At 46.2% G+C, this 20,332-nt stretch carries 20 protein-coding genes; 8 read left to right on the top strand and 12 right to left on the bottom strand.

The window, feature by feature from the left end; translation table 11 throughout:
* Positions 1–28 precede the first annotated feature (28 nt).
* From mnmA to purB, 3 genes are all read left to right on the top strand, one after another.
* The gene (mnmA, locus tag LY387_RS05230) at positions 29–1,138 is read left to right on the top strand and encodes a tRNA 2-thiouridine(34) synthase MnmA (protein ID WP_042476848.1); all 1,110 of its coding nucleotides are present in this window, start codon (positions 29–31) and stop codon (positions 1,136–1,138) included.
* Positions 1,139–1,172: 34 nt separating this feature from the next.
* Positions 1,173–1,790, top strand: a complete 618-nt coding sequence (hflD, locus tag LY387_RS05225; protein WP_042476845.1) for a high frequency lysogenization protein HflD — start codon at positions 1,173–1,175, stop codon at positions 1,788–1,790.
* A 312-nt stretch (positions 1,791–2,102) separates the two neighbouring features.
* Complete coding sequence (gene purB, locus LY387_RS05220) at positions 2,103–3,473, top strand: adenylosuccinate lyase (protein ID WP_234495551.1); 1,371 nt, start codon at positions 2,103–2,105, stop codon at positions 3,471–3,473.
* 112 nt (positions 3,474–3,585) lie between these two features.
* Here the strand turns inward: purB and LY387_RS05215 are convergent, their stop codons facing one another.
* The 9 genes from LY387_RS05215 to htpX all read right to left on the bottom strand — a co-directional run bounded on the left by LY387_RS05215 (position 3,586) and on the right by htpX (position 10,781).
* Positions 3,586–4,122: a DUF3833 domain-containing protein gene (locus tag LY387_RS05215; protein WP_234495550.1), complete on the bottom strand. Its 537-nt coding sequence runs from the start codon at positions 4,120–4,122 to the stop codon at positions 3,586–3,588.
* Between the two features lie 12 nt (positions 4,123–4,134).
* Positions 4,135–4,686, bottom strand: a complete 552-nt coding sequence (locus LY387_RS05210) for a chalcone isomerase family protein (protein ID WP_234495549.1) — start codon at positions 4,684–4,686, stop codon at positions 4,135–4,137.
* On the bottom strand, positions 4,676–5,191 hold the full coding sequence (locus LY387_RS05205; RefSeq protein WP_234495548.1) for a DUF2878 domain-containing protein: 516 nt from the start codon (positions 5,189–5,191) through the stop codon (positions 4,676–4,678). The genes LY387_RS05210 and LY387_RS05205 overlap by 11 nt, the downstream gene beginning before the upstream one ends.
* A 24-nt stretch (positions 5,192–5,215) precedes the next feature.
* Positions 5,216–6,472, bottom strand: coding sequence for an SAM-dependent methyltransferase (locus LY387_RS05200; protein ID WP_234495547.1), 1,257 nt, complete (start codon positions 6,470–6,472; stop codon positions 5,216–5,218).
* An 11-nt stretch (positions 6,473–6,483) separates the two neighbouring features.
* Entirely contained in the window at positions 6,484–7,257 is a 774-nt protein-coding gene (locus LY387_RS05195) for a DUF1365 domain-containing protein (protein ID WP_234495546.1), read from the bottom strand.
* Positions 7,257–8,552, bottom strand: a complete 1,296-nt coding sequence (locus tag LY387_RS05190; protein WP_234495545.1) for an NAD(P)/FAD-dependent oxidoreductase — start codon at positions 8,550–8,552, stop codon at positions 7,257–7,259. Before LY387_RS05190 ends, LY387_RS05195 begins: the two co-directional genes overlap by 1 nt.
* A 20-nt stretch (positions 8,553–8,572) precedes the next feature.
* Complete coding sequence (locus tag LY387_RS05185) at positions 8,573–9,298, bottom strand: SDR family NAD(P)-dependent oxidoreductase (protein ID WP_234495544.1); 726 nt, start codon at positions 9,296–9,298, stop codon at positions 8,573–8,575.
* Positions 9,299–9,302: 4 nt separating this feature from the next.
* Positions 9,303–9,722: a nuclear transport factor 2 family protein gene (locus LY387_RS05180; RefSeq protein WP_234495543.1), complete on the bottom strand. Its 420-nt coding sequence runs from the start codon at positions 9,720–9,722 to the stop codon at positions 9,303–9,305.
* A gap of 183 nt (positions 9,723–9,905) precedes the next feature.
* Complete coding sequence (gene htpX / locus LY387_RS05175; RefSeq protein ID WP_234495542.1) at positions 9,906–10,781, bottom strand: protease HtpX; 876 nt, start codon at positions 10,779–10,781, stop codon at positions 9,906–9,908.
* A 382-nt stretch (positions 10,782–11,163) separates the two neighbouring features.
* Between htpX and LY387_RS05170 the strand changes: the two genes are divergently transcribed.
* Complete coding sequence (locus tag LY387_RS05170) at positions 11,164–11,331, top strand: hypothetical protein (protein ID WP_128648446.1); 168 nt, start codon at positions 11,164–11,166, stop codon at positions 11,329–11,331.
* A gap of 116 nt (positions 11,332–11,447) precedes the next feature.
* Here LY387_RS05170 and topA read toward each other — a convergent pair whose 3' ends face one another.
* Positions 11,448–14,081 carry a type I DNA topoisomerase gene (gene topA, locus LY387_RS05165; protein WP_234495541.1) on the bottom strand — a complete coding sequence of 878 codons (2,634 nt, stop codon included), beginning with the start codon at positions 14,079–14,081 and terminating at the stop codon, positions 11,448–11,450.
* Between the two features lie 333 nt (positions 14,082–14,414).
* Between topA and LY387_RS05160 the strand changes: the two genes are divergently transcribed.
* Positions 14,415–14,660, top strand: coding sequence for a YciN family protein (locus tag LY387_RS05160; RefSeq protein ID WP_234495540.1), 246 nt, complete (start codon positions 14,415–14,417; stop codon positions 14,658–14,660).
* Between the two features lie 51 nt (positions 14,661–14,711).
* On the opposite strand, the gene aroA is transcribed toward LY387_RS05160, so the two are convergent.
* Complete coding sequence (gene aroA / locus LY387_RS05155; RefSeq protein WP_234495539.1) at positions 14,712–15,995, bottom strand: 3-phosphoshikimate 1-carboxyvinyltransferase; 1,284 nt, start codon at positions 15,993–15,995, stop codon at positions 14,712–14,714.
* Positions 15,996–16,187: 192 nt separating this feature from the next.
* Between aroA and aat the strand changes: the two genes are divergently transcribed.
* From aat to infA, 3 genes are all read left to right on the top strand, one after another.
* Complete coding sequence (gene aat / locus LY387_RS05150; protein ID WP_234495538.1) at positions 16,188–16,916, top strand: leucyl/phenylalanyl-tRNA--protein transferase; 729 nt, start codon at positions 16,188–16,190, stop codon at positions 16,914–16,916.
* Positions 16,913–17,611, top strand: a complete 699-nt coding sequence (locus tag LY387_RS05145; protein ID WP_234495537.1) for an arginyltransferase — start codon at positions 16,913–16,915, stop codon at positions 17,609–17,611. The genes aat and LY387_RS05145 overlap by 4 nt, the downstream gene beginning before the upstream one ends.
* Before the next feature lie 81 nt (positions 17,612–17,692).
* Positions 17,693–17,911, top strand: a complete 219-nt coding sequence (gene infA, locus LY387_RS05140; RefSeq protein WP_001040192.1) for a translation initiation factor IF-1 — start codon at positions 17,693–17,695, stop codon at positions 17,909–17,911.
* A gap of 122 nt (positions 17,912–18,033) precedes the next feature.
* On the opposite strand, the gene clpA is transcribed toward infA, so the two are convergent.
* A complete protein-coding gene (gene clpA, locus LY387_RS05135) occupies positions 18,034–20,316 on the bottom strand; it encodes an ATP-dependent Clp protease ATP-binding subunit ClpA (RefSeq protein ID WP_042476817.1) in 2,283 nt (760 codons plus the stop codon).
* Between the last annotated feature and the right edge of the window lie 16 nt (positions 20,317–20,332).

The following is a 20,332-nucleotide window of genomic DNA, read 5'->3' as shown; positions in this document are numbered from 1 at the left end:
GTCCAATTAAATTAGGTGGTATTTATACATGTCTGATAACAGCCAAAAGAAAGTGATTGTCGGTATGTCCGGCGGTGTAGACTCCTCTGTTTCTGCCTATCTTCTGAAACAGCAAGGCTACCAAGTTGAAGGCCTGTTCATGAAGAACTGGGAAGAAGATGATAACGAAGAGTACTGCACAGCAGCAGAGGATCTCGCTGACGCACAAGCGGTGTGTGACAAGCTTGGTATCCACCTGCATACGATCAATTTTGCCGCTGAATATTGGGACAACGTGTTTGAATATTTCTTAGCAGAATACAAAGCGGGTCGTACCCCTAACCCAGACATTCTTTGTAACAAAGAAATCAAGTTTAAAGCCTTCTTAGAATTTGCAGACGAAGTGCTAGACGCGGATTATATTGCGATGGGTCACTACGTGAGCCGAACCTTCCCAGAGAATGGTGAAAAGCCACAAATGCTTCGTGGTCTAGATAGCAATAAAGACCAAAGCTATTTCCTATACACTTTGAGCCACGAGCAAATCGCAAGAAGCTTGTTCCCTGTTGGCGAGCTTGAAAAACCTGAGGTTCGTCGCATTGCTGAAGAGCAAGGACTTATCACAGCGAAGAAAAAAGACTCGACTGGTATCTGTTTCATCGGTGAGCGCAAATTTACAGACTTCTTGTCTCGCTATTTACCGGCTCAACCAGGTAAAATTGAAACACCAGAAGGTAAAGAAATTGGCGAACACCAAGGTCTTATGTATCACACGTTAGGTCAACGTAAAGGTCTACACATTGGTGGCCAAAAAGGTGGCGGCGGTAACGAAGACCCATGGTACGTGGCTGAAAAAGATCTTAAGCGTAATGTGCTGATTGCCGTTCAAGGTGCAGACCACCCACTGCTTAAGTCAAACGGCCTTCGCGCAGCACAATTGCACTGGGTAGATCGTCAACCGATCACTGCGCCACTGCAATGCACAGTAAAAACTCGCTATCGTCAACAGGATATCCCTTGTACTATTATTCCTATCGACGATGACAACATTAAAGTGATCTTTGATGAGCCACAAGTGGCAGTCACCCCAGGCCAGTCTGCTGTATTCTACAGTGACAACGTATGTCTTGGTGGCGGTATTATTGAAGAGCGCATCTAAAAACAATTCGCAGATTATTTTTTAGGAGAACTACGTGGCTAATACACTTTATGACCGTACGATAGCGTTTGCAGGGATTTGCCAAGCCGTTGCCCTTGTACAACGAGTTGCTAAAGACGGTTACTGTGATTCAGACGCGTTTGAAACCTCTATCAAAGCAATCACCAACATGAACCCGTCAAGTACGCTTGACGTGTTCGGTATCGAGTCTGACTTAAAAGTCGGACTTGAGTGTTTGGTGAATGGGATCGATAGCACCCCAACAGGGAGCGAGATCACGCGCTACATCATTAGCCTTATGGCATTAGAGCGTAAGCTAAACAGTCGAAACGACGCAATGGCGCAACTTGGCGATCGCCTGCAAATGGTTGACCGTCAGCTAGAGCACTATGAGCTCCTCGATGAACAAATGATTAGCAACCTTGCAAGTGTCTATCTAGATGTTATCAGCCCTATTGGTCCTCGAATCCAAGTAACAGGCACACCCGCTGTGTTGCAGCAAACATCCACACAGCAAAAAGTGCGTGCGTTGCTTCTATCCGGTATTCGTAGTGCGGTGCTTTGGCGTCAAGTTGGCGGCAAACGCAGACACTTGGTGTTCGGTCGTAAGAAGATGGTCGAGCAGGCTCAGATTCTTTTAGCTCGAATGTAACTCGGAAGTACTTTGTTACCGAGCTTCTACCGAGAAATTAGTATCAATTTAGAGCTGGTACACGCTTTAAGTAAGCCCCTGCCTGCGCAGGCGCACGGCCAGTGGGGTGGCGACTATTCGGGGCTTGGTGCGTGCTTTAAGATGCTCTATTAGAGGCATCAACGACAAACACATACAAACTCGCACGGTGTGCGAGTTTACTTTTTGTACCAAAATAAAATTAACGCAAACGTTTGCGCAATCTTCGTGACAAACGGCGCAGTTATTGGTATAAAGCTCACGAAATTTAGAAACTCAATTCAGGAGAACATCATGGAACTGTCAGCATTGACTGCTGTTTCACCAGTAGACGGCCGTTACGGTAGTAAGACAACTGCACTTCGCAGCATCTTTAGTGAGTTTGGCCTACTAAAGTACCGCTCTATCGTTGAAATTCGTTGGTTGCAAAAACTAGCAGCAACGGATGCAATCAAAGAAGTTCCAGCATTCAGTGCAGAAGCTAACCAGTTTCTTGATGAGCTAGCAGCTAACTTCAGTGAAGAAGACGCAGCACGCATTAAAGAGATTGAGCGTACGACTAACCACGATGTTAAAGCGGTTGAGTACTTCCTAAAAGAGAAAGTAGCTGGCGTACCTGAGCTTCACGCGGTAAACGAGTTCATTCACTTCGCATGTACTTCTGAAGACATCAACAACACATCTCACGCCCTAATGCTTAAAGAAGCTCGTGACACCGTTGTTCTTCCTGAAATTCGCAACATCATCGATGCTATCAGCAAGCTTGCTGAAGAGTACCGTGATATTCCTCTGCTTTCTCGTACACACGGTCAGCCTGCATCTCCTTCTACTATGGGTAAAGAGATGGCAAACGTTGCTTACCGTATGGAGCGTCAATACAAGCAAATCGAAGCTGTAGAGATCCTAGGCAAAATTAATGGTGCGGTTGGTAACTACAACGCTCACCTATCTGCTTACCCAGAGCTAGACTGGCACAAGTTCAGCGAAGAGTTCATCACTGAGTCTCTTGGCGTAACTTGGAACCCATACACAACTCAGATCGAACCTCACGACTACATCGCCGAGCTATTCGACGCGATTGCACGTTTCAACACGATTCTAATCGACTTCGACCGTGACGTTTGGGGCTACATCGCTCTAGGTCACTTCAAGCAAAAAACTATCGCTGGTGAAATCGGTTCTTCAACGATGCCGCACAAAGTTAACCCAATCGACTTTGAAAACTCAGAAGGTAACCTAGGTCTAGCCAATGCTGTATTTGGTCACCTAGCACAAAAACTACCTATCTCTCGCTGGCAGCGTGACCTGACAGATTCAACGGTTCTTCGTAACCTAGGTGTTGGCTGTGGCTACGCTATCATTGCTTACACTTCAACACTTAAGGGTATCAGCAAACTAGAAGTGAACCGTGAAGCGCTTCTAGCTGAACTTGATCAAAACTGGGAAGTACTCGCAGAGCCTGTACAAACAGTCATGCGTCGTTACGGTATCGAGAAGCCATACGAGAAGCTAAAAGAGTTGACTCGTGGTAAGCGTGTTGACGGCGAAGCAATGCGTAACTTCATCGACGGTCTAGAGCTTCCTGAAGCCGAAAAAGCACGTCTAAAAGAGATGACACCAGCGAACTATATCGGTCAAGCGATTGAGCTAACTGACAAGCTGTAAATCTCGATAGCTCTCCTTGGAGATAAGCTAGATTGAGTACAAAGTAAAGCGGCGGCGATAGTAATATCGCCGCCGCTTTTGTATCTGTTACATACGACCCACTTTGGACTAGCTACTGCTTTTGGAAGAAAAGAGTAATCGTTCCGACTTCCATACCAAACTTGCGAATGCTGGTTAGGTTAAAAAGATGCTTGTCGTCTTGACGGTACATCCAATCATCAAACGCTACGGTGTAAGTTGAGCTGTCAACTTCCAATTCAAAGTCGTACTGCCAACGAAGCGCATTGCCTACGACCTCTCCTTTGGCCTCTCCAATGATATCGTCAGCTCGGCCTTTGTATGTTCCATCGGCTAACCTGTCTATCGTCCAAATACGCTGATCGAGTTCTCCGTCCTCAAACACAAAGTCTTCCACTAGCGTAATCTGGTCGCCTTGCACAGTCCCAACAATGACTACCTCAAAGCGCCGAGTTTGTTTGTCGGTGTAGTCTTGTACCATGCCCCAAGCCTTAGTTTCCCCTTCAAAGTACTCGAACAAATTAAACTCGGGTGTAGACCCTTGGTAATCCTTTAAATCAGCACTGCAAGCGCTTAGCAATAGGACGAGAGGGAGTATCAAGCATGTAGCCAACCACTGCACACGTTTCATTATTGTTCCTTATTATCGGTTCATACCTATAAGCTGTGCTCTCAGCTTGGGGTATTGAGTGTTATTGCCCAACCAAATTGACAGAAACCCATCATTAAGCGACTCATCTTCAATACGCCCAACTTTCTGCATAGGTTTGTCACTGTTTAGATAGTAGAAACTGCCCGATGAACCGTCAGTCACATAAATAAGCTGATGGCCGTCTGCGACGCTCGGAAAAATGTCATACAGTTTGGCTATCCATCGACTGCGAGTTTCCTTGTCGATGCCCATTTTCTCCCATTGGTCGAGCGTGGCTTCAAGTAGTTGCTCTCGGCTAATGTCACGCTGGTATTCAATGCGCAAAGCGACTGGATGAGGTGACACGTCGCTACTCAATGCATACGTGCCTTGCGGAGCGAGCAGCTGGGAGCGATATATATCAAAAAATAGCCAAGAGAGCTGAGCCTCGCCAACTACCTTCCACTGCCCCCAGCCTTCATAACTCACGGGTCTATCGCTGGTTGCAGAGGCACTACCTACAGCCAACGCTAAACATAATCCAATTAATCCTTTAGCTTTCATGACTCACCTTCCGCTCTGAGTATGTGCTCAATCGTAGAACAACAAACACGATGGCAACCCATTGCAGAAACAGTAGCGCCATCATTGTAAAAATAGAAAGGTGTGTATCCACAGCGCCGAGCTTAAACCCTGCAAAGTAGCTGAGCGCTCCTGCCACACCACCTATCATTACTACGATAGAAATCGGATAAGAAGTCAGAAAGCTGGCAAGAAAGTACGCATACCAAGCGAAAATGAGCCAAAGTGCCACAAGCCAAATAGGAAGTAGCGCCGCATCAAATACCAAAACGCCCGTGAGTGCATTGGCACTATCAACAACTAAACCAAGCCCGACAATGGCACCCCAGATAGGTAAAGACAGATTGAGCTTGTTGAAGGTGGTAGATACGGTAATCACAGCGAGCACAAGTGCGAGCCATTGAAATCGCTCTTGACCAAAAACGGACAGCGCCCACATCAACTCGAACCAGGTACTCACTATCAACAACTTCCATCCACGAGTCATGACCACTCTACTCCATGGCTGCAGTTATTGGCCGCGCTGAAACGTGATGTGAACGGTACTAATGCTCTTGGCTCTAAACCCGCCCTCGCAGTAGCAGAAGTAATAGCGCCACATTCTAATAAAGCGCTCGTCATAGCCGAGCTCACGGACTCGAGTGAGAGCGTTCTCAAAACGATGCCTCCAATCGACAAGCGTTTTGGCATAGTCTTGCCCGATATCAAATAGATCTCGAACAATAAGGTCAGTGTGCTTTGTACTGTTAGCAGTGAGCGCCGTTATCGATGGTAAAAAGCCGCCAGGGAAGATGTATTTTTGGATAAAATCCACATTATCGGAGTAATAGTCGTAGCGCTGGTCTGCGATGGTTATGGCTTGTATCGCCATCAACCCCTTGGGTTTTAGCAGCGATTGGCATTTTTTAAGATACGACACGAGGAATTGCTTACCAACGGCTTCGATCATTTCAATCGAAACAAGTTTGTCGTATTGCCCCTCAAGCAAGCGGTAGTCTTGTTTGAGTAAGGTAATCTTATCTCCGAGCCCCTCTTTCTCAACTTGTTGCTGAGCGTACGCGTATTGTTCTTCCGATATTGTCGTTGTCGTCACGTGACAGCCGTAATGCTTCGCCATGTAAATCGCCATGCCGCCCCAGCCAGTTCCGATTTCGATCACTTGATCGCTCGACTTGAGTTTTAGCTGCTGGCACAGACGCTCCATTTTATTGAGCTGCGCTTGCTCTAACGTATCAGTGTCTGCGCGGTAGATACCTGACGAATATAACATTCTCTCATCCAAGAATGTTTCGTAAAGACTATTGCCTAAATCGTAGTGTGCCTCGATGTTCTCTTTAGACTTAGTAACGGTATTTCTATTTACCCAGTGGCCAAGTTTGTACATTATTTTGGTGAGCATGCTCGATTTGTCTTCAATGGAATCAAGCGCTGCGAGGTTAAGGGCCATCAGCTCCATCAGGGCTGAGAGATCAGGGCTGTCCCACCAGTCGTCCATGTACGCTTCACCAGCCGCAATACTCCCGCCTTGGAGTAAACGTCGGTAGAAATCAGGGTGTTTGACTTCGATAACCGCAGCAGGTTCATTTGACCGAGGGGCTCCGAAGCGTTCTTCAACTTTTCGACAGCTGTCGCCACTGGTGGAGAAGCTTTCAATGATAGTAAGCGTACCGATTTCTAGTTTTTGTAAACAACCAAAAGCCACACCCTTGGCTGTTTTTTGGATGCCGGTTAACGTTTTCGGTACGTCTAGTGACGTCGTTTGTAACATTGGAATTCTCCCTAATTCTTAGAATTCGATTGCTGCGAAAATTCTTTATTTCTATTACCTGGGTGGTCGTATATTGGTACTCCTTTGCGCCAAAGCTTAAAAGCGTGCCAATAAATGCCTACCACTATTTTTACGGTAAGAATCGGCGTTTTGACCAGTTGCTTCATCAGCGAAGACGAATTAAACGGATGTGCCTTCATCTGCAAAGTTGCGTCAAACACCTTATTGTCTTTATGACAAGCTAAATGAACAAAAAGCCTATCTTTCAGAGGCTTGAGCCTCCATCGATATGTTTGTTCTATCGGGTTAAAGGGAGAAACATGAAAGGCTTTCTCATGCTGCCAGTTCTCGCTATTCAGCCCTTGCTCGGCATTAACTGCGTAATAGTGCCTCTCATTCCACGGTGTGTTACTCACCTCAGCTAATAAATAGCGCCACTGCCCAAGCTCGTCATATAAATAGTAGAAATTAACCGGACTAAAATACAACCCGAGGTAGCGAAGGTGGCACACAGCGATAACTTTGCCGTTAATTTTATCCCCTGTGAGTTGATGCACTTTCTCTTGTACCGCTGTTTTTAAGTCGCCTTCCCCGAGGTAGTCCTCACGCTTGAACCTAGCCCAATGCCACCAGCGCATACCGAAACCCCACACGTTTTTGCTCAGCATATCCAATTCATCAAGATCGATAGCAGGCATAAACAGCGGATAAGAGAGGCTGTGTTTGGTCGGCACAAAGCGCCGGTGTCCAACCTCTCCAATCATTAGGCGACTAACAAGCTCCATTAGGCAGCTCCTCTTGACAGCGCGCCTTGTTCATTTTGATGCGAGGCCTCTTCTTGAATACCACGTACAACGTCCAGCGCGCTTCTTACGCCGTCTTCATGGAATCCGTTGTACCAATAGGCACCACAGAACCATGTATTTCGACATCCCCACAGCTCCTTGCGACGCTCCTGGGCGGCAATGCTCTCGGTTGTGAATACCGGATGGCTGTAGTTAAAAGTCCTGAGGATTTTTGAAGGCTCGATCTTGGCTGCCGAGTTCAGCGATACACAGAAGGTAGACTCTGACTCAATATGCTGAAGAATGTTCATGTTGTAAGTGAGTGTCGGTAATCGCTGCTGCTCATCATCGCCGCCATCCAAGGCGTAATTCCACGATGCCCACGCTGCTTTGCGTTTTGGTAACAAGCTAATATCGCGATGCAAGACGACTTCGTTTTGCTGATATTCCATCGCCCCTAAAATCTCTCTCTCGTCGTCTGAGTGCTCTTCAAGCATATTGAGCGCTTGGTCGCTATGACAAGCGAAGATAACTCTATCGAACTGTTCCGTAACGCCATTAGATGTCACTTTCACTCCCAACGAATCACGTTCCACTTTACTCACCGGAGAGTTCAAACGGATTCGACCCGCGAATCCTTTGGTGAGCGGGTCGATATAAGCTCTTGAGCCACCTTCTATGACATACCACTGAGGGCGGTCTACGACGTCAAGTAGTCCGTGGTTTAAGAAAAATCGCAAGAAGAAACGAAGCGGAAACGAGCGCATGTCGGCCAGCGTCGATGACCAAATTGCAGCGCCCATTGGTAGGATATAGTTTTGGGTGAAATAATCTGAGAACTCGTTGGTCGTTAAAAACTCTCCGAGAGTTTGCTCACTCAAGTTTGTATTGTCTGCGGAGGCTTTGGCGAGCTTATTAAAACGTAGTATCTCGAAGATAAACCGATAAAAGGTTGGACTGAGTAAGTTTCTCTTCTGAGCAAACAAAGTAGGTATGGTGTGCCCGTTGTACTCCAATCTATTCGAGGCATTTTTAACGCTGAAGCTCATTTGGGTCGGCACGCCTCTCACTCCAATCTCATTCATCATCTTAATGAAATTAGGGTAGGTTCTGTCGTTGTACACAATGAAACCTGTGTCTACCGCATAGCCTTTGCCATCGACCTCCACATCAACAGTGGCCGTATGTCCACCGATGTAATCATTGGCTTCGTACAGGGTAATGTCATGGTCTTTATGTAGATAGTAACCACACGTTAACCCTGAAATTCCAGTTCCTACTATTGCTATTTTCATTGTTATTATCCTTGACCGTCTTAAAGAAGTTTACCTACCAACCTTGTTTGCCAACTGTAAGGTAATGCTGCAATTACCCTAAGTATTGAGGTAAACCGTTTGGGGAAATAGATGGTTTTTTGGCGCTTTTCGATGCCTTTTCGTATTGCCGATGACGCCTCTTCGGGCGTCACTATCATCGGCATATCAAAATCGTTTTTGTCGGTGAGCGGTGTTTTCACAAAGCCCGGGAATACGCAACTCAGCATGACTCCCTTTGATTTCCAATCTAACTCAAGTGTGCGGGTGATATAAGTGATTGCCGCTTTAGAAGCACCATAGGCCTCTGCTCTAGGGAGTGCTAGTTCACCCGCTATCGAACTCACAACGACGACATGGTGCTGCTCGTCGAGTCGCTCTTGAATCGCTTCCAAAACGTTCACGCTGCCTATCACGTTTACATTCATCACACGAGCGACAAGCTGTGCATCCAAAACGCCATCATCAATATATTCGCAGTCTCCTGCGTTGATAATCCACAGTGTTGGCGGCACTGCGAGTGAGCTCACAGCTTGTTTGACCTGAACTGAGTCTGTGACATCAAAGCTAAGCGTCGATACGTTCTCTCGCCCTGCTTTGACCTCCTCTAACTTGGTTTGTGAACGACCGCATGCGTAGACGTGGTGACCTTGGGCAGCAAAGTCTTCAGTCAACTGCCGCCCAATGCCGGATGATGCACCCGTGATAAACACTGCTTGGTGTGTCATAGAATCACTTCCCTAGCCTTTGCTTGATGTTTTTTATCACCGCACCAAGAAGTGGAATGTTCTCGTACAGCATCTCTCCTAGGTCAAAGTAGTCGCGGTGATAAATAACGCGATCACCTTTAAAACGGATATGACTGACACCGTTGACCTCAACAGGTTGCCCCCCGTTTAACTTCGGGTGCTTGAGTTTCATAGTCCAGGTCAGAAAGCCAGTGTCGTCTACCTGTTGGTGATGCTGAATGGAGAAGTCACATTGAATAACGTTAGTGTAGAGAGAATCAAAATATGCGGACAGTTGATCCCAGCCTTCGAAACGATGCGCTGAATCTTCAAATACCACATCCTTGTGATAGAGGTCTTCGAGCAAATACAGGTTGTCTTTGCTCAGTTTTTCATAAACCTCACTGACGGCTTCGATATTCATAACAACCCTTTGTTAGTTATACATTTGTTCTCAATGTACAAGTTAGTACACCTTAAAAGTTATACAAGTTTTTGCATTTCCGATTTTTGTATAACTATTACGGCGGGCTGTTTTGAAAAGATCAAAAAAAAGCTTGGAAAATTTTCCAAGCTTTTTAATGGGTTCGGTTTAATTAACGTCGTATCAGTACTGTTGGCTACGCAACGCGTCAATACGCTTTTCTAGTGGCGGGTGGCTCATAAGAAGCTCAGTCATGGAGCGCTTACCATTAATACCAAATGCCATCATTGAGCCTTCCAGTTGCGACTCTTGGCTCATCTTCAAACGCTCAAGCGCTGCAATCATCTTATGTTTACCAACAAGTTGCGCTGCACCCGCGTCTGCATGGAATTCTCTGTGTCGGCTGTACCACATAGTGATAAAGCTCGCTAGGAAGCCAAATACCAGCTCTAGTACCATAGATACACCGAAGTAAACCATCATGCTAGTGCCACCTTCTCCCTCTTCGTTAGAATTGTTTGAAGCAACGATGTTGGCAATAAAGCGCGACAGGAAGATAACGAAGGTGTTCACTACACCTTGCATTAGCGTCATAGTGACCATGTCACCATTCGCGATGTGGCTGACTTCGTGAGCAAGTACCGCCTCTGCTTCGTCTCTCGTCATGCTGTGCAACAGCCCTGATGAAACCGCAACCAATGAATCATCGCGTTTTGCACCTGTTGCAAACGCATTGATGTCAGGTGAGTCATAGATAGCGACCGTTGGCATGCCAATGCCAGCTTGCTGAGCCTGACGCCCAACCGTTTCTAGCAACCAATGTTCAGTTTCATTACGTGGGCTTTCGATAACCATGCCGCCTACAGAGCGCAAAGCCATGCTCTTTGACATCATCAAAGAGATAAATGAACCACCGAAGCCAAACACGGCGGCCATTATGAGTAACCCTGACAGGCTGCCTGGCTGCAAGCCCGTTGTCGCGTAGACGATATTGAGCACAATGCTCAACACCAATACCACGGCAAGGTTAGTCGCTAAAAAGAGTGCTATACGCTTCATTTACATTTCTCCAGATCAAGAAGCTCTATATTGTACAAATGCCTTTGTCATTGTTTTCGGGTTCATCACTCTACAAAGAGTTTGAGATCCAAGTGGCATTTTTCGAATCTAATATATACATAGTGTCGTAGTTTTGAAATTCAAGTTTAAGCTTTAAATTGCAACAAAGCATTAATCTTTTGACTACTTTATAGAGAATAACATCTTGATATCGCAAAGCTATTACTAAGACGCGACCAGCGTGCTTCATAGTGTACGTCAATTGAGCATTTTGATAGCGAATGACAGACAGTGAAGTCTTAGACTTTAGTCTTATTGTGAGTATGACAACGACAAGATAAAGTCCACATAGTCCAAAGCCCATGTTGAAAAGGAAAATACCATGGTAGAAAACAACAACTTTCAGATGGCCATCGATCTACTGTGCTGCCACTTGGGAATCAGTGAAGATGAGGCTCGTGAGCAACTTGGTATCAGCGACATCAGTGACGTAGATACGCACATCATGGAAACCCAGTCCGCTTTAGTGGGTCTGTCTGAAGACAAGTAAGTACAGCATCTATTGAGTCGGGGCTGCGATTGTATCGCAGCCCCGATTTTTTTGTGTCTCACAGGTACAAAAAAAGCCTGACTTGAGCGACAAGTCAGGCTTTACGAGTTTAGTGCTTAAGACTCTTTCTTTGGCTTTTTGCGTTTGTCGGTAATTTCCCACTTACCGTCAACATAAAGGCCAGTCCATCCTGAAGGCTTACCTTCGATCTCTGAGCGGATGTAGTTCTCTTTCGTCTTACGGCTAAAACGAACGACCGTAGGACGACCATCAGGGTCCTCTGTAGGCGCTTCTGCTAGATAGACAAACTTCGGTGACAAACGCTCTTTAAAGCGTGCCAGCTCACTCACTAATGGAGCACGAGTCTCACGAGATTTAGGGAAGTTACTCGCCGCCATGAACAGACCTGAAGCACCATCACGCAGTACAAAGTACGCATCTGAGTTTTCACATGGCAACTCAGGGAAGTGCACAGGATCTTCTTTCGGAGGCGCGATCTCACCATTTTTTAGGATCTTACGAGTGTTCTTACAGTTTTCGTTTGTGCAATCCATATACTTACCAAAACGGCCATTTTTAAGGACCATTTCAGAACCACATTTATCACACTCAACCGTCGGACCATCATAGCCCTTAACCTTAAATTCGCCATGCTCAACGACATAGCCTTCACAGTTCGGGTTATTACCACATACGTGAAGTTTACGCTTGTCATCGATAAGGTACGCGTCCATCGCAGTTTCACAGATAGGACAGCGCTTCTTAGCGCGAAGTGCCGCAGTCTCAACGTCTTCTTCTAGAACATTGATGATGCCCTCTTCATCGCCAAGGTTGATCGTTGTTTTACAGCGCTCTTTTGGCGGCAGTGCGTAACCAGAACAACCAAGGAATACACCAGTAGATGCCGTGCGAATACCCATAGGGCGACCACATGTTGGACACTCAATATCAGTCTCAACAATATGGTTTGGCTTCATACCACCGTGGTCTTCATCCAATTCAGCTTTGCCAAGGTCGGTTGTGAACTCTTCGAAGAACTCATTTAGAACCTGCTTCCAATTGGTCTCACCTTCAGCGATTTGGTCGAGCCTCTGCTCCATACGAGCGGTGAAGTCGTAGTTCATCAAATCGGTAAAGCTGTCATCCAAACGGTCGGTAACAATCTCACCCATTTTCTCGGCGTAGAAACGGCGCTGCTCCACTTTCACATAGCCACGGTCTTGGATCGTAGAGATGATAGAAGCATAAGTAGAAGGACGACCAATACCGCGCTTCTCTAGCTCTTTAACCAAAGCAGCTTCCGTGAAGCGCGCTGGCGGCTTAGTAAAGTGCTGTTTTGGATCCAGTGCAACAAGGTCAAGCTTATCGCCTAGTTGTACTGCAGGAAGAATCGCGTCTTCATTCTTGCCCATTGGACGTTGAACACGAGTCCAACCATCAAACTTAAGAATACGGCCTTTCGCTTTAAGCGTGTAATCATCTGCCTTAACGCTGATTGTCGTTGAATCGTATTTTGCTGGTGTCATTTGACACGCAACAAACTGATTCCAAATCAACGCATACAGCTTATGAGCGTCCGCTTCCACGCCATTTAAGTCGTCAACTTTTACATTCACGTCAGATGGACGAATCGCTTCGTGCGCTTCTTGCGCACCTTCTTTACTACCGTAAAAGTTTGGTTTCGCCGGTAGGTATTCGCCGCCAAACTCACTATCGATAAAGCCGCGTACAGCGTCTACCGCTTCCGCACTCAAGTTTGTTGAGTCAGTACGCATGTAGGTGATGTAACCCGCTTCATAGAGTCGTTGAGCAAGCATCATGGTCTTTTTAACACCATAACCTAAGCGTGTACTTGCCGCTTGCTGGAGTGTCGACGTGATGTACGGTGCCGAAGGCTTGCTTTGCGTCGGACGATCTTCGCGTTTACAGACTTCGTAAACTGCTTTATCTAACGTCGCGACAGCGGCTTGCGCCTCGGTTTCGTTGGCAGGCTTAAAAGCTTTACCTTGCTTTTGAGCAACAAGTAAACGGAAGTCTGTTTTATCTGTTGTTTTGGTGTCGGCATGAATATCCCAGAACTCTTCAGGAATAAACGCATTGATTTCACGCTCACGTTCAACCAATAGTTTCACTGCCACAGACTGTACTCGACCTGCTGACAAGCCTCTCGCTACTTTTTTCCATAGCAGAGGAGACACCATAAAGCCCACTACTCGGTCGAGGAAACGACGAGCTTGTTGAGCGTTAACACCATCCATATTCAGCTCGCCAGGATCCTGGAACGCTTGCTGGATAGCATTTTTAGTAATTTCGTTAAAGACCACACGCTTGTATCGCTCTTCATCGCCACCGATGATCTCACGAAGGTGCCATGCGATAGCTTCTCCTTCGCGGTCCAAATCGGTTGCGAGATAAACGTGGTCAGCGTCTTTTGCAAGCTTTTGTAGCTCGGCCACTACCTTTTCTTTGCCAGGTAGTACTTGATAATTTGCCGCCCAATCGTCGTATGGGTTGATACCCATCTTTTTAATGAGTGCCTTACGGTCTTTTTCTTTTTTAATGCGTGCTTTTTCTTCAGCACTTAAGCCTTTGGTAGACACCGCTGCTGCTTTTTTACCTGTACTCTGACCGGCTGTCGGCAAATCACGTACGTGACCCACACTCGACTTAACAATAAAGTCTTTACCGAGGTACTTATTAATGGTTTTAGCTTTAGCTGGTGACTCCACTATAACTAGTGACTTTCCCATAATGACACTAACGTCCTATATCACATTGCGACATTTAATCGCACGATGTTCGAAATGTATGCTTCTTTTTACTATTGAGCGAGAACAAAAGAAGGTCAACCTGTTTTTTTACAATCAGACGCTAATTGGTCGACAAATGTCCGATTGAAACGGGCTCGCCATTTAAAAAATGGCGCAATATTAAACGTCATTTACCCAAGTTGACTAGCAACAATAATCAAAATTTGTGGCAAATCACAAATTGCTGCTAACTATAGCCGAGATATTTGTCCTTGCAAAATGTGTTGTCACTCATAAACTACGGCAAAAGCCATATATATAGAGGACATCAATATGTCACAAAGAAAGCCAATCTCTCAATTCGACCTTTTGTTGATTGCGAATCAGGTCATTCAAGAGCACGAAGACTTCATCGAAGGTATGCGTGCTGACAGCGTTGAAGAAAAAGACGGTGTATTAGTATTTAAGGGCAATTATTTCTTGGATGACAATGGTCTTCCAACTGAAAAAACAACGGCTGTATTCAACATGTTCAAATACTTAGCCCACCACCTTTCAAAAGAATTTACTGTCGAATAACGACTCAATAGATTAAAAAAAGCGCCCTATCTTACGAGAGGGCGCTTTTTATTATGACTGGCTTAGACCTTCTAGCTTGTCAAAGTAATCTGGGAATGTCTTTGACGTACACTTAGGGTCATTGATAGTCACTGGGGTGTCACTTAGCGCAACCAGTGAAAAACACATCGCCATGCGGTGGTCATCGTATGTATCAATCGCAGCGTGCTTCAGATCTTTCGTTGGCTCAACAATGATATAGTCTTCACCTTCTTCTACGGTAGCACCGACTTTACGAAGTTCAGTAGCCATCGCAGCCAAGCGATCCGTCTCTTTTACACGCCAGTTGTAAACATTACGGATAGCCGTCGTCCCTTTGGCAAAAAGTGCTGTGGTCGCAATTGTCATCGCCGCATCCGGAATATGGTTGTAGTCCATATCGATACCGACAAGCTCACCCTTGCGACATAGGATATAGTCATCACCCCATTCAATATCAGCGCCCATCTTCTCAAGCGCATCTGCGAAATGGATATCGCCTTGAATGCTGTTTTTCCCAATACCCGTCACTTTAATCTCACCGCCCTTGATGGCAGCTGCCGCTAGGAAATATGAGGCAGATGATGCATCGCCTTCAACGAGGAATTGACCTGGTGATTGGTACTGTTGACCACTTTTGACAACGAAGTTCTGATAATCTTGGTTTTCAACTTCCACACCAAACTGCTTCATGATGTGTAGGGTGATATCAATATATGGCTTAGAAACCAACTCGCCAACAATCTCAATGGTAACGTCTGATTCAGCGAGTGGCGCTGACATCAAAAACGCAGTTAAAAACTGACTCGAAATTGAGCCATCTATTTTAACATGACCGCCTTTCAGGCCCGTACCCTTGATATTGAGTGGTGGGTAGTTTTCGTTCTCTAGATAAGTGATGTCCGCCCCTGCCTCTACAAGCGCATCAACCAAGTGACCGATTGGACGCTCTTTCATGCGTGGCTCGCCAGTCAAGATGAACTCACCTTTACCTAAACAAAGTGCCGCGGCGAGTGGACGCATTGCAGTCCCCGCGTTACCCAGAAATAGCTCGGTTGAAGAGTCTACGGAAAAAGCCTTACCTAAACCTTTGACAACACATTGAGTTTTATCCGCAGATAACTGATACTCGACGCCCAGTTTAGTAAGGGCATTCAGCATGTGTCGAATGTCATCACTATCGAGCAAATTAGTCAGGGTAGTTGTACCCTCGGCTAGCGCAGCCAGCAGTAATGCACGATTGGAAACGCTTTTAGAACCAGGAAGATTCACCGTTCCTGAGACTTTCTGAATTGGTTGTAATGTTAAGCTTTCCATTGGGGTGTTTAATCCTTTGCTGATACTTCGGTCCTAACGTGAAGTATCCTCTATAATTCTTCGTACTGGCAGACTATCGAAAATAAAGAATGAGCGCCACCCCTAAAACTGCTAACGGCGGTTAAAAATCAGGCAAACAGGTACTAGCCAGCTAGTACAGCGAAAAATAAAGGAAATCAGAGCCTATTCCGTATGACCATATATCTTCCAGAACTAGACAGTCATGACCTAAGCTTCCCTTCGCCATTTGAGGCTTTAGATGAACCTAACGGTTTACTCGCTTTTGGTGGTGACCTGAGTCCGCAACGACTCATTAGTGCCTATAAGAGCGGTGTTTTTCCTTGGTTTGGACCCAATGAACCTCTTTTGTGGTGGAGTCCTTCTCCGCGAGCCGTTTTCTTCCCAGAATCTTTCCAACCCTCGAAAAGCTTACGAAAGTTCCAACGTAAGCACGGTTATCAGGTCACGATAAATAAAGATACGGCTTCGGTAATTGGGTTTTGCTCCAGTACTCGGCCACTGGAAGAAACCTGGCTAAATGACGATATGCAAGCTGCATACATTGAACTCGCAAACCAAGGTCATTGTCACTCTGTCGAAGTATGGCAAAACCAGGAGTTAGTGGGCGGTCTCTATGGTCTTTCTATCGGGCAGGTATTTTGTGGCGAGTCCATGTTTTCTCTAGCAACCAATGCGTCCAAAATCGCCCTTTGGTATTTCTGTGAACACTTTACTTTGAGCGGAGGAAAGCTAATCGACTGCCAAGTCATGAACCCTCACCTGCAATCCCTCGGCGCGACAGAACTGGATCGAGTCTCATTCTTGGAAAAGCTGTATCAATATCAACAATCCGCTGTTGAACGTTCCTGTTTTGAGCACCAGACGCTATCATTGCCTATAGAGAGGAGTGAGAGTAGATGAACATGGCCTTGCAACAAATTCGTATTGGACTGAGCCGACAGCAGCCTTGCAGTTATATTCCATCAAAGGAAGAACGTGTCGCGATCGTCCTTGAAAAGGAGATGCACAGCGGGGAAAACTTCGAAATGCTGCTCGCCAATGGCTTTCGCCGCAGTGGCAATACACTCTACAAGCCACAGTGCGACAAATGCCAAGCCTGTCAGGCTCTAAGGGTGGCAGTTCAAGACTTCAGCCCTTCGAAAAGTCAAAAACGACTATGGTCAAAAGGCAAACATCTGCGTTGGGAAATCCGTAGCCAACTCGACGAAAAATGGTTTGAACTCTATGCCAAATATATCGAAGGAAGGCACGCTTCTGGAAGCATGTATCCCCCTCGTGAAAAAGAGTTTTTTGAATTTGCCGATTGCACTTGGTTGACCATGCACTACCTTCACATCTATGACGGAGATGATCTGGTTGCCATCGCAATTACGGATATACTTGAAAACAGCGCTAGTGCTTTCTACACCTTTTTTGATCCAGACTATGAGCTATCATTAGGAACTTACGCGGTGTTGTGCCAGTTAGAATACTGTCGCCATTACAACAAGCAGTGGCTCTACTTGGGCTATCAAATCGATGATTGCTCCGCCATGAACTACAAAACCCGCTTCCAACGTCATCAAAGGCTAGTAAATCAGCGTTGGCAAGGGTAGAATACACCGCAACTTTACATATTGAGATTTTAGCGGCACAATGCTCGCCGTTAAAAACGCCACATTTCGAAAGAGGATTAAATGGCTAAAGAAGACGTAATTGAGATGCAAGGCACTGTTCTTGATACTCTACCAAACACAATGTTCCGTGTTGAACTAGAAAACGGTCACGTAGTTACTGCACACATCTCTGGTAAGATGCGTAAAAACTACATCCGTATCCTTACTGGTGACAAAGTAACTGTAGAGATGACTCCATACGACCTATCTAAAGGCCGCATCGTCTTCCGCGCTCGTTAATCTACGATTGTCGAATGCAATAAAAAACGGAGCTCTCGGCTCCGTTTTTTATTGTGATCTCCACATCAGATACTAAAAAGCGTACCCATTTGGGTACGCTTTTTTATTACTTGGCGAATGTGTTAGTGATGCGCTTCAGCCGCTTCCTTCGAGCCAATGTATTCGAATGCGAGATCATCCTCTTCCAAAGAAACACGCACCGTACCGCCATCGACTAAGCTACCAAACAACAGCTCGTTGGCCAGTGGCTTTTTGAGCTTGTCTTGGATGACGCGCCCCATTGGACGTGCCCCCATGGTCTTGTCGTAACCTTTAACAGCTAACCAGTCACGAGCTTCATCAGACACCTCTAGAGATACTCCGCGTGAATCTAGCTGCGCTTGCAGCTCAACAATAAACTTGTCGACCACTTGGTGAATGACAACATCATCTAAGCTGTTGAACCAGATGATACCGTCAAGGCGGTTACGGAACTCTGGTGTGAACACACGCTTAATCGCGCCCATCGCATCAGGTTTATGGTCTTGCTGGATAAGACCAATCGATTTCTTCTCTGTCTCGGTTACACCAGCATTACTGGTCATAACCAAAATGACATTTCGGAAATCGGCTTTGCGGCCGTTGTTGTCCGTCAGCGTACCATTATCCATCACTTGCAATAGCAGGTTGAAGATATCTGGGTGAGCCTTCTCAATCTCGTCGAGAAGAACGACAGAGTGCGGATGCTTAATAACAGCGTCAGTCAATAGACCGCCTTGGTCATAACCTACATAACCCGGAGGTGCACCGATCAAACGGCTTACCGAGTGTCTCTCGCCGTATTCAGACATATCAAAGCGAAGCAATTCGATGCCCAGCAGTTTCGACAGCTGAACTGTCACTTCTGTTTTACCTACCCCAGTAGGACCTGCGAACAAGAACGAACCTACAGGTTTATCCTCATTGCCAAGACCTGCGCGAGTCATCTTGATTGCTTCACTAAGCACATCGATCGCTTGGTCTTGTCCGAATACCAACATCTTCATCTTCTCATCAAGATTCTGAAGAATGTCTTTGTCAGAAGAAGATACTGATTTCTCTGGGATCCTAGCCATCTTAGCCACCATGGCTTCGATGTCCGCGACACCCACAGTTTTCTTGCGACGGCTAGCAGGAACCAAGCGGCTACGAGCACCAGCTTCATCGATTACATCAATGGCTTTGTCTGGAAGGTGACGCTCATTAATGTATTTAGCCGACAGCTCTACCGCAGCACGCAGTGCTTTGTTGGTATAACGTACTTCGTGGTGCTCTTCGTACTTAGGTTTCAAACCCATCAAAATCTTAGTGGTGTCATCTAAAGATGGTTCCACCACGTCAATTTTCTGGAATCGACGAGACAGCGCGCGCTCTTTGTCAAAGATGTTGCTGTATTCTTGGTAGGTCGTCGAACCGATACAGCGCAATTTACCACTACTCAATAGAGGTTTAATCAAGTTAGCGGCGTCAACTTGACCACCAGACGCAGCACCTGCTCCTATGATGGTGTGAATTTCATCGATGAATAGGATGGCATCGTCTTCTTTCTCAAGCTGTTTCAGGATTGCCTTGAAGCGTTTCTCGAAGTCACCGCGATATTTGGTGCCCGCGAGAAGCGAACCGATATCCAGAGAATAGATAACGCTGTCTTTGATGACTTCAGGTACTTGACCTTCGACGATTCTCCACGCAAGCCCTTCTGCAATCGCCGTCTTACCAACACCCGCTTCACCCACTAACAACGGGTTGTTTTTACGACGTCGGCAAAGGACTTGGATTGTACGCTCTAGCTCTTTATCACGCCCAATGAGAGGGTCAATATTCCCCGCTTTTGCAACTTGGTTCAGGTTGGTTGCAAAGCTCTCTAAGCGGTCTTCGCTGTTCGCATCTTCAATGCTTTCGCTGCTACCGCCTAACGAACCACTAGAAGGCTCATCACCTGAAGGGCCGGCATTCTTGGTGATCCCGTGTGAGATAAAGTTAACAATGTCTAGTCGGCTAATGTCATTCTTCTTTAGAAGATAAGCCGCATGAGATTCCTGCTCGCTGAAAATGGCGACCAGAACGTTGGCACCGGTCACTTCACTGCGACCAGATGATTGAACATGGAAGACGGCACGCTGAAGTACTCGTTGGAAACTAAGCGTAGGCTGGGTTTCTCTTGTATCGTCAGAGTCTGGAATGAGCGGAGTGGTTTGATCGATGAAAATATCCAACTCATTACGCAACGTTTCTAGGTTAGCGTTGCATGCTGTTAGGGCCTCTTTAGCCGAGTCATTTTCCAACAAAGCTAAAAGGAGATGCTCTACGGTCATGAATTCATGTCTTTTGTCGCGGGCACGAGCGAATGCACCGTTCAGACTCGATTCTAGTTCTTTATTCAGCATAAGTACCTCCTAAGGA

It is taken from the genome of Vibrio maritimus (assembly GCF_021441885.1).
GTDB lineage: Bacteria > Pseudomonadota > Gammaproteobacteria > Enterobacterales > Vibrionaceae > Vibrio > Vibrio maritimus_B.
This window is presented reverse-complemented; position numbering and strand designations above follow the sequence as displayed.

Excerpts from the sequence above, each read along its gene's own strand:
- mnmA (WP_042476848.1), top strand. The coding sequence starts at position 29 with ATGTCTGATAACAGCCAAAAGAAAGTGATTGTCGGTATGTCCGGCGGT.
- purB (WP_234495551.1), top strand. The coding sequence starts at position 2,103 with ATGGAACTGTCAGCATTGACTGCTGTTTCACCAGTAGACGGCCGTTAC.
- LY387_RS05215 (WP_234495550.1), bottom strand. The coding sequence starts at position 4,122 with ATGAAACGTGTGCAGTGGTTGGCTACATGCTTGATACTCCCTCTCGTC.
- LY387_RS05210 (WP_234495549.1), bottom strand. The coding sequence starts at position 4,686 with ATGAAAGCTAAAGGATTAATTGGATTATGTTTAGCGTTGGCTGTAGGT.
- LY387_RS05205 (WP_234495548.1), bottom strand. The coding sequence starts at position 5,191 with ATGACTCGTGGATGGAAGTTGTTGATAGTGAGTACCTGGTTCGAGTTG.
- LY387_RS05200 (WP_234495547.1), bottom strand. The coding sequence starts at position 6,472 with ATGTTACAAACGACGTCACTAGACGTACCGAAAACGTTAACCGGCATC.
- LY387_RS05195 (WP_234495546.1), bottom strand. The coding sequence starts at position 7,257 with ATGGAGCTTGTTAGTCGCCTAATGATTGGAGAGGTTGGACACCGGCGC.
- LY387_RS05190 (WP_234495545.1), bottom strand. The coding sequence starts at position 8,552 with ATGAAAATAGCAATAGTAGGAACTGGAATTTCAGGGTTAACGTGTGGT.
- LY387_RS05185 (WP_234495544.1), bottom strand. The coding sequence starts at position 9,298 with ATGACACACCAAGCAGTGTTTATCACGGGTGCATCATCCGGCATTGGG.
- LY387_RS05180 (WP_234495543.1), bottom strand. The coding sequence starts at position 9,722 with ATGAATATCGAAGCCGTCAGTGAGGTTTATGAAAAACTGAGCAAAGAC.
- htpX (WP_234495542.1), bottom strand. The coding sequence starts at position 10,781 with ATGAAGCGTATAGCACTCTTTTTAGCGACTAACCTTGCCGTGGTATTG.
- LY387_RS05170 (WP_128648446.1), top strand. The coding sequence starts at position 11,164 with ATGGTAGAAAACAACAACTTTCAGATGGCCATCGATCTACTGTGCTGC.
- topA (WP_234495541.1), bottom strand. The coding sequence starts at position 14,081 with ATGGGAAAGTCACTAGTTATAGTGGAGTCACCAGCTAAAGCTAAAACC.
- LY387_RS05160 (WP_234495540.1), top strand. The coding sequence starts at position 14,415 with ATGTCACAAAGAAAGCCAATCTCTCAATTCGACCTTTTGTTGATTGCG.
- aroA (WP_234495539.1), bottom strand. The coding sequence starts at position 15,995 with ATGGAAAGCTTAACATTACAACCAATTCAGAAAGTCTCAGGAACGGTG.
- aat (WP_234495538.1), top strand. The coding sequence starts at position 16,188 with ATGACCATATATCTTCCAGAACTAGACAGTCATGACCTAAGCTTCCCT.
- LY387_RS05145 (WP_234495537.1), top strand. The coding sequence starts at position 16,913 with ATGAACATGGCCTTGCAACAAATTCGTATTGGACTGAGCCGACAGCAG.
- infA (WP_001040192.1), top strand. The coding sequence starts at position 17,693 with ATGGCTAAAGAAGACGTAATTGAGATGCAAGGCACTGTTCTTGATACT.
- clpA (WP_042476817.1), bottom strand. The coding sequence starts at position 20,316 with ATGCTGAATAAAGAACTAGAATCGAGTCTGAACGGTGCATTCGCTCGT.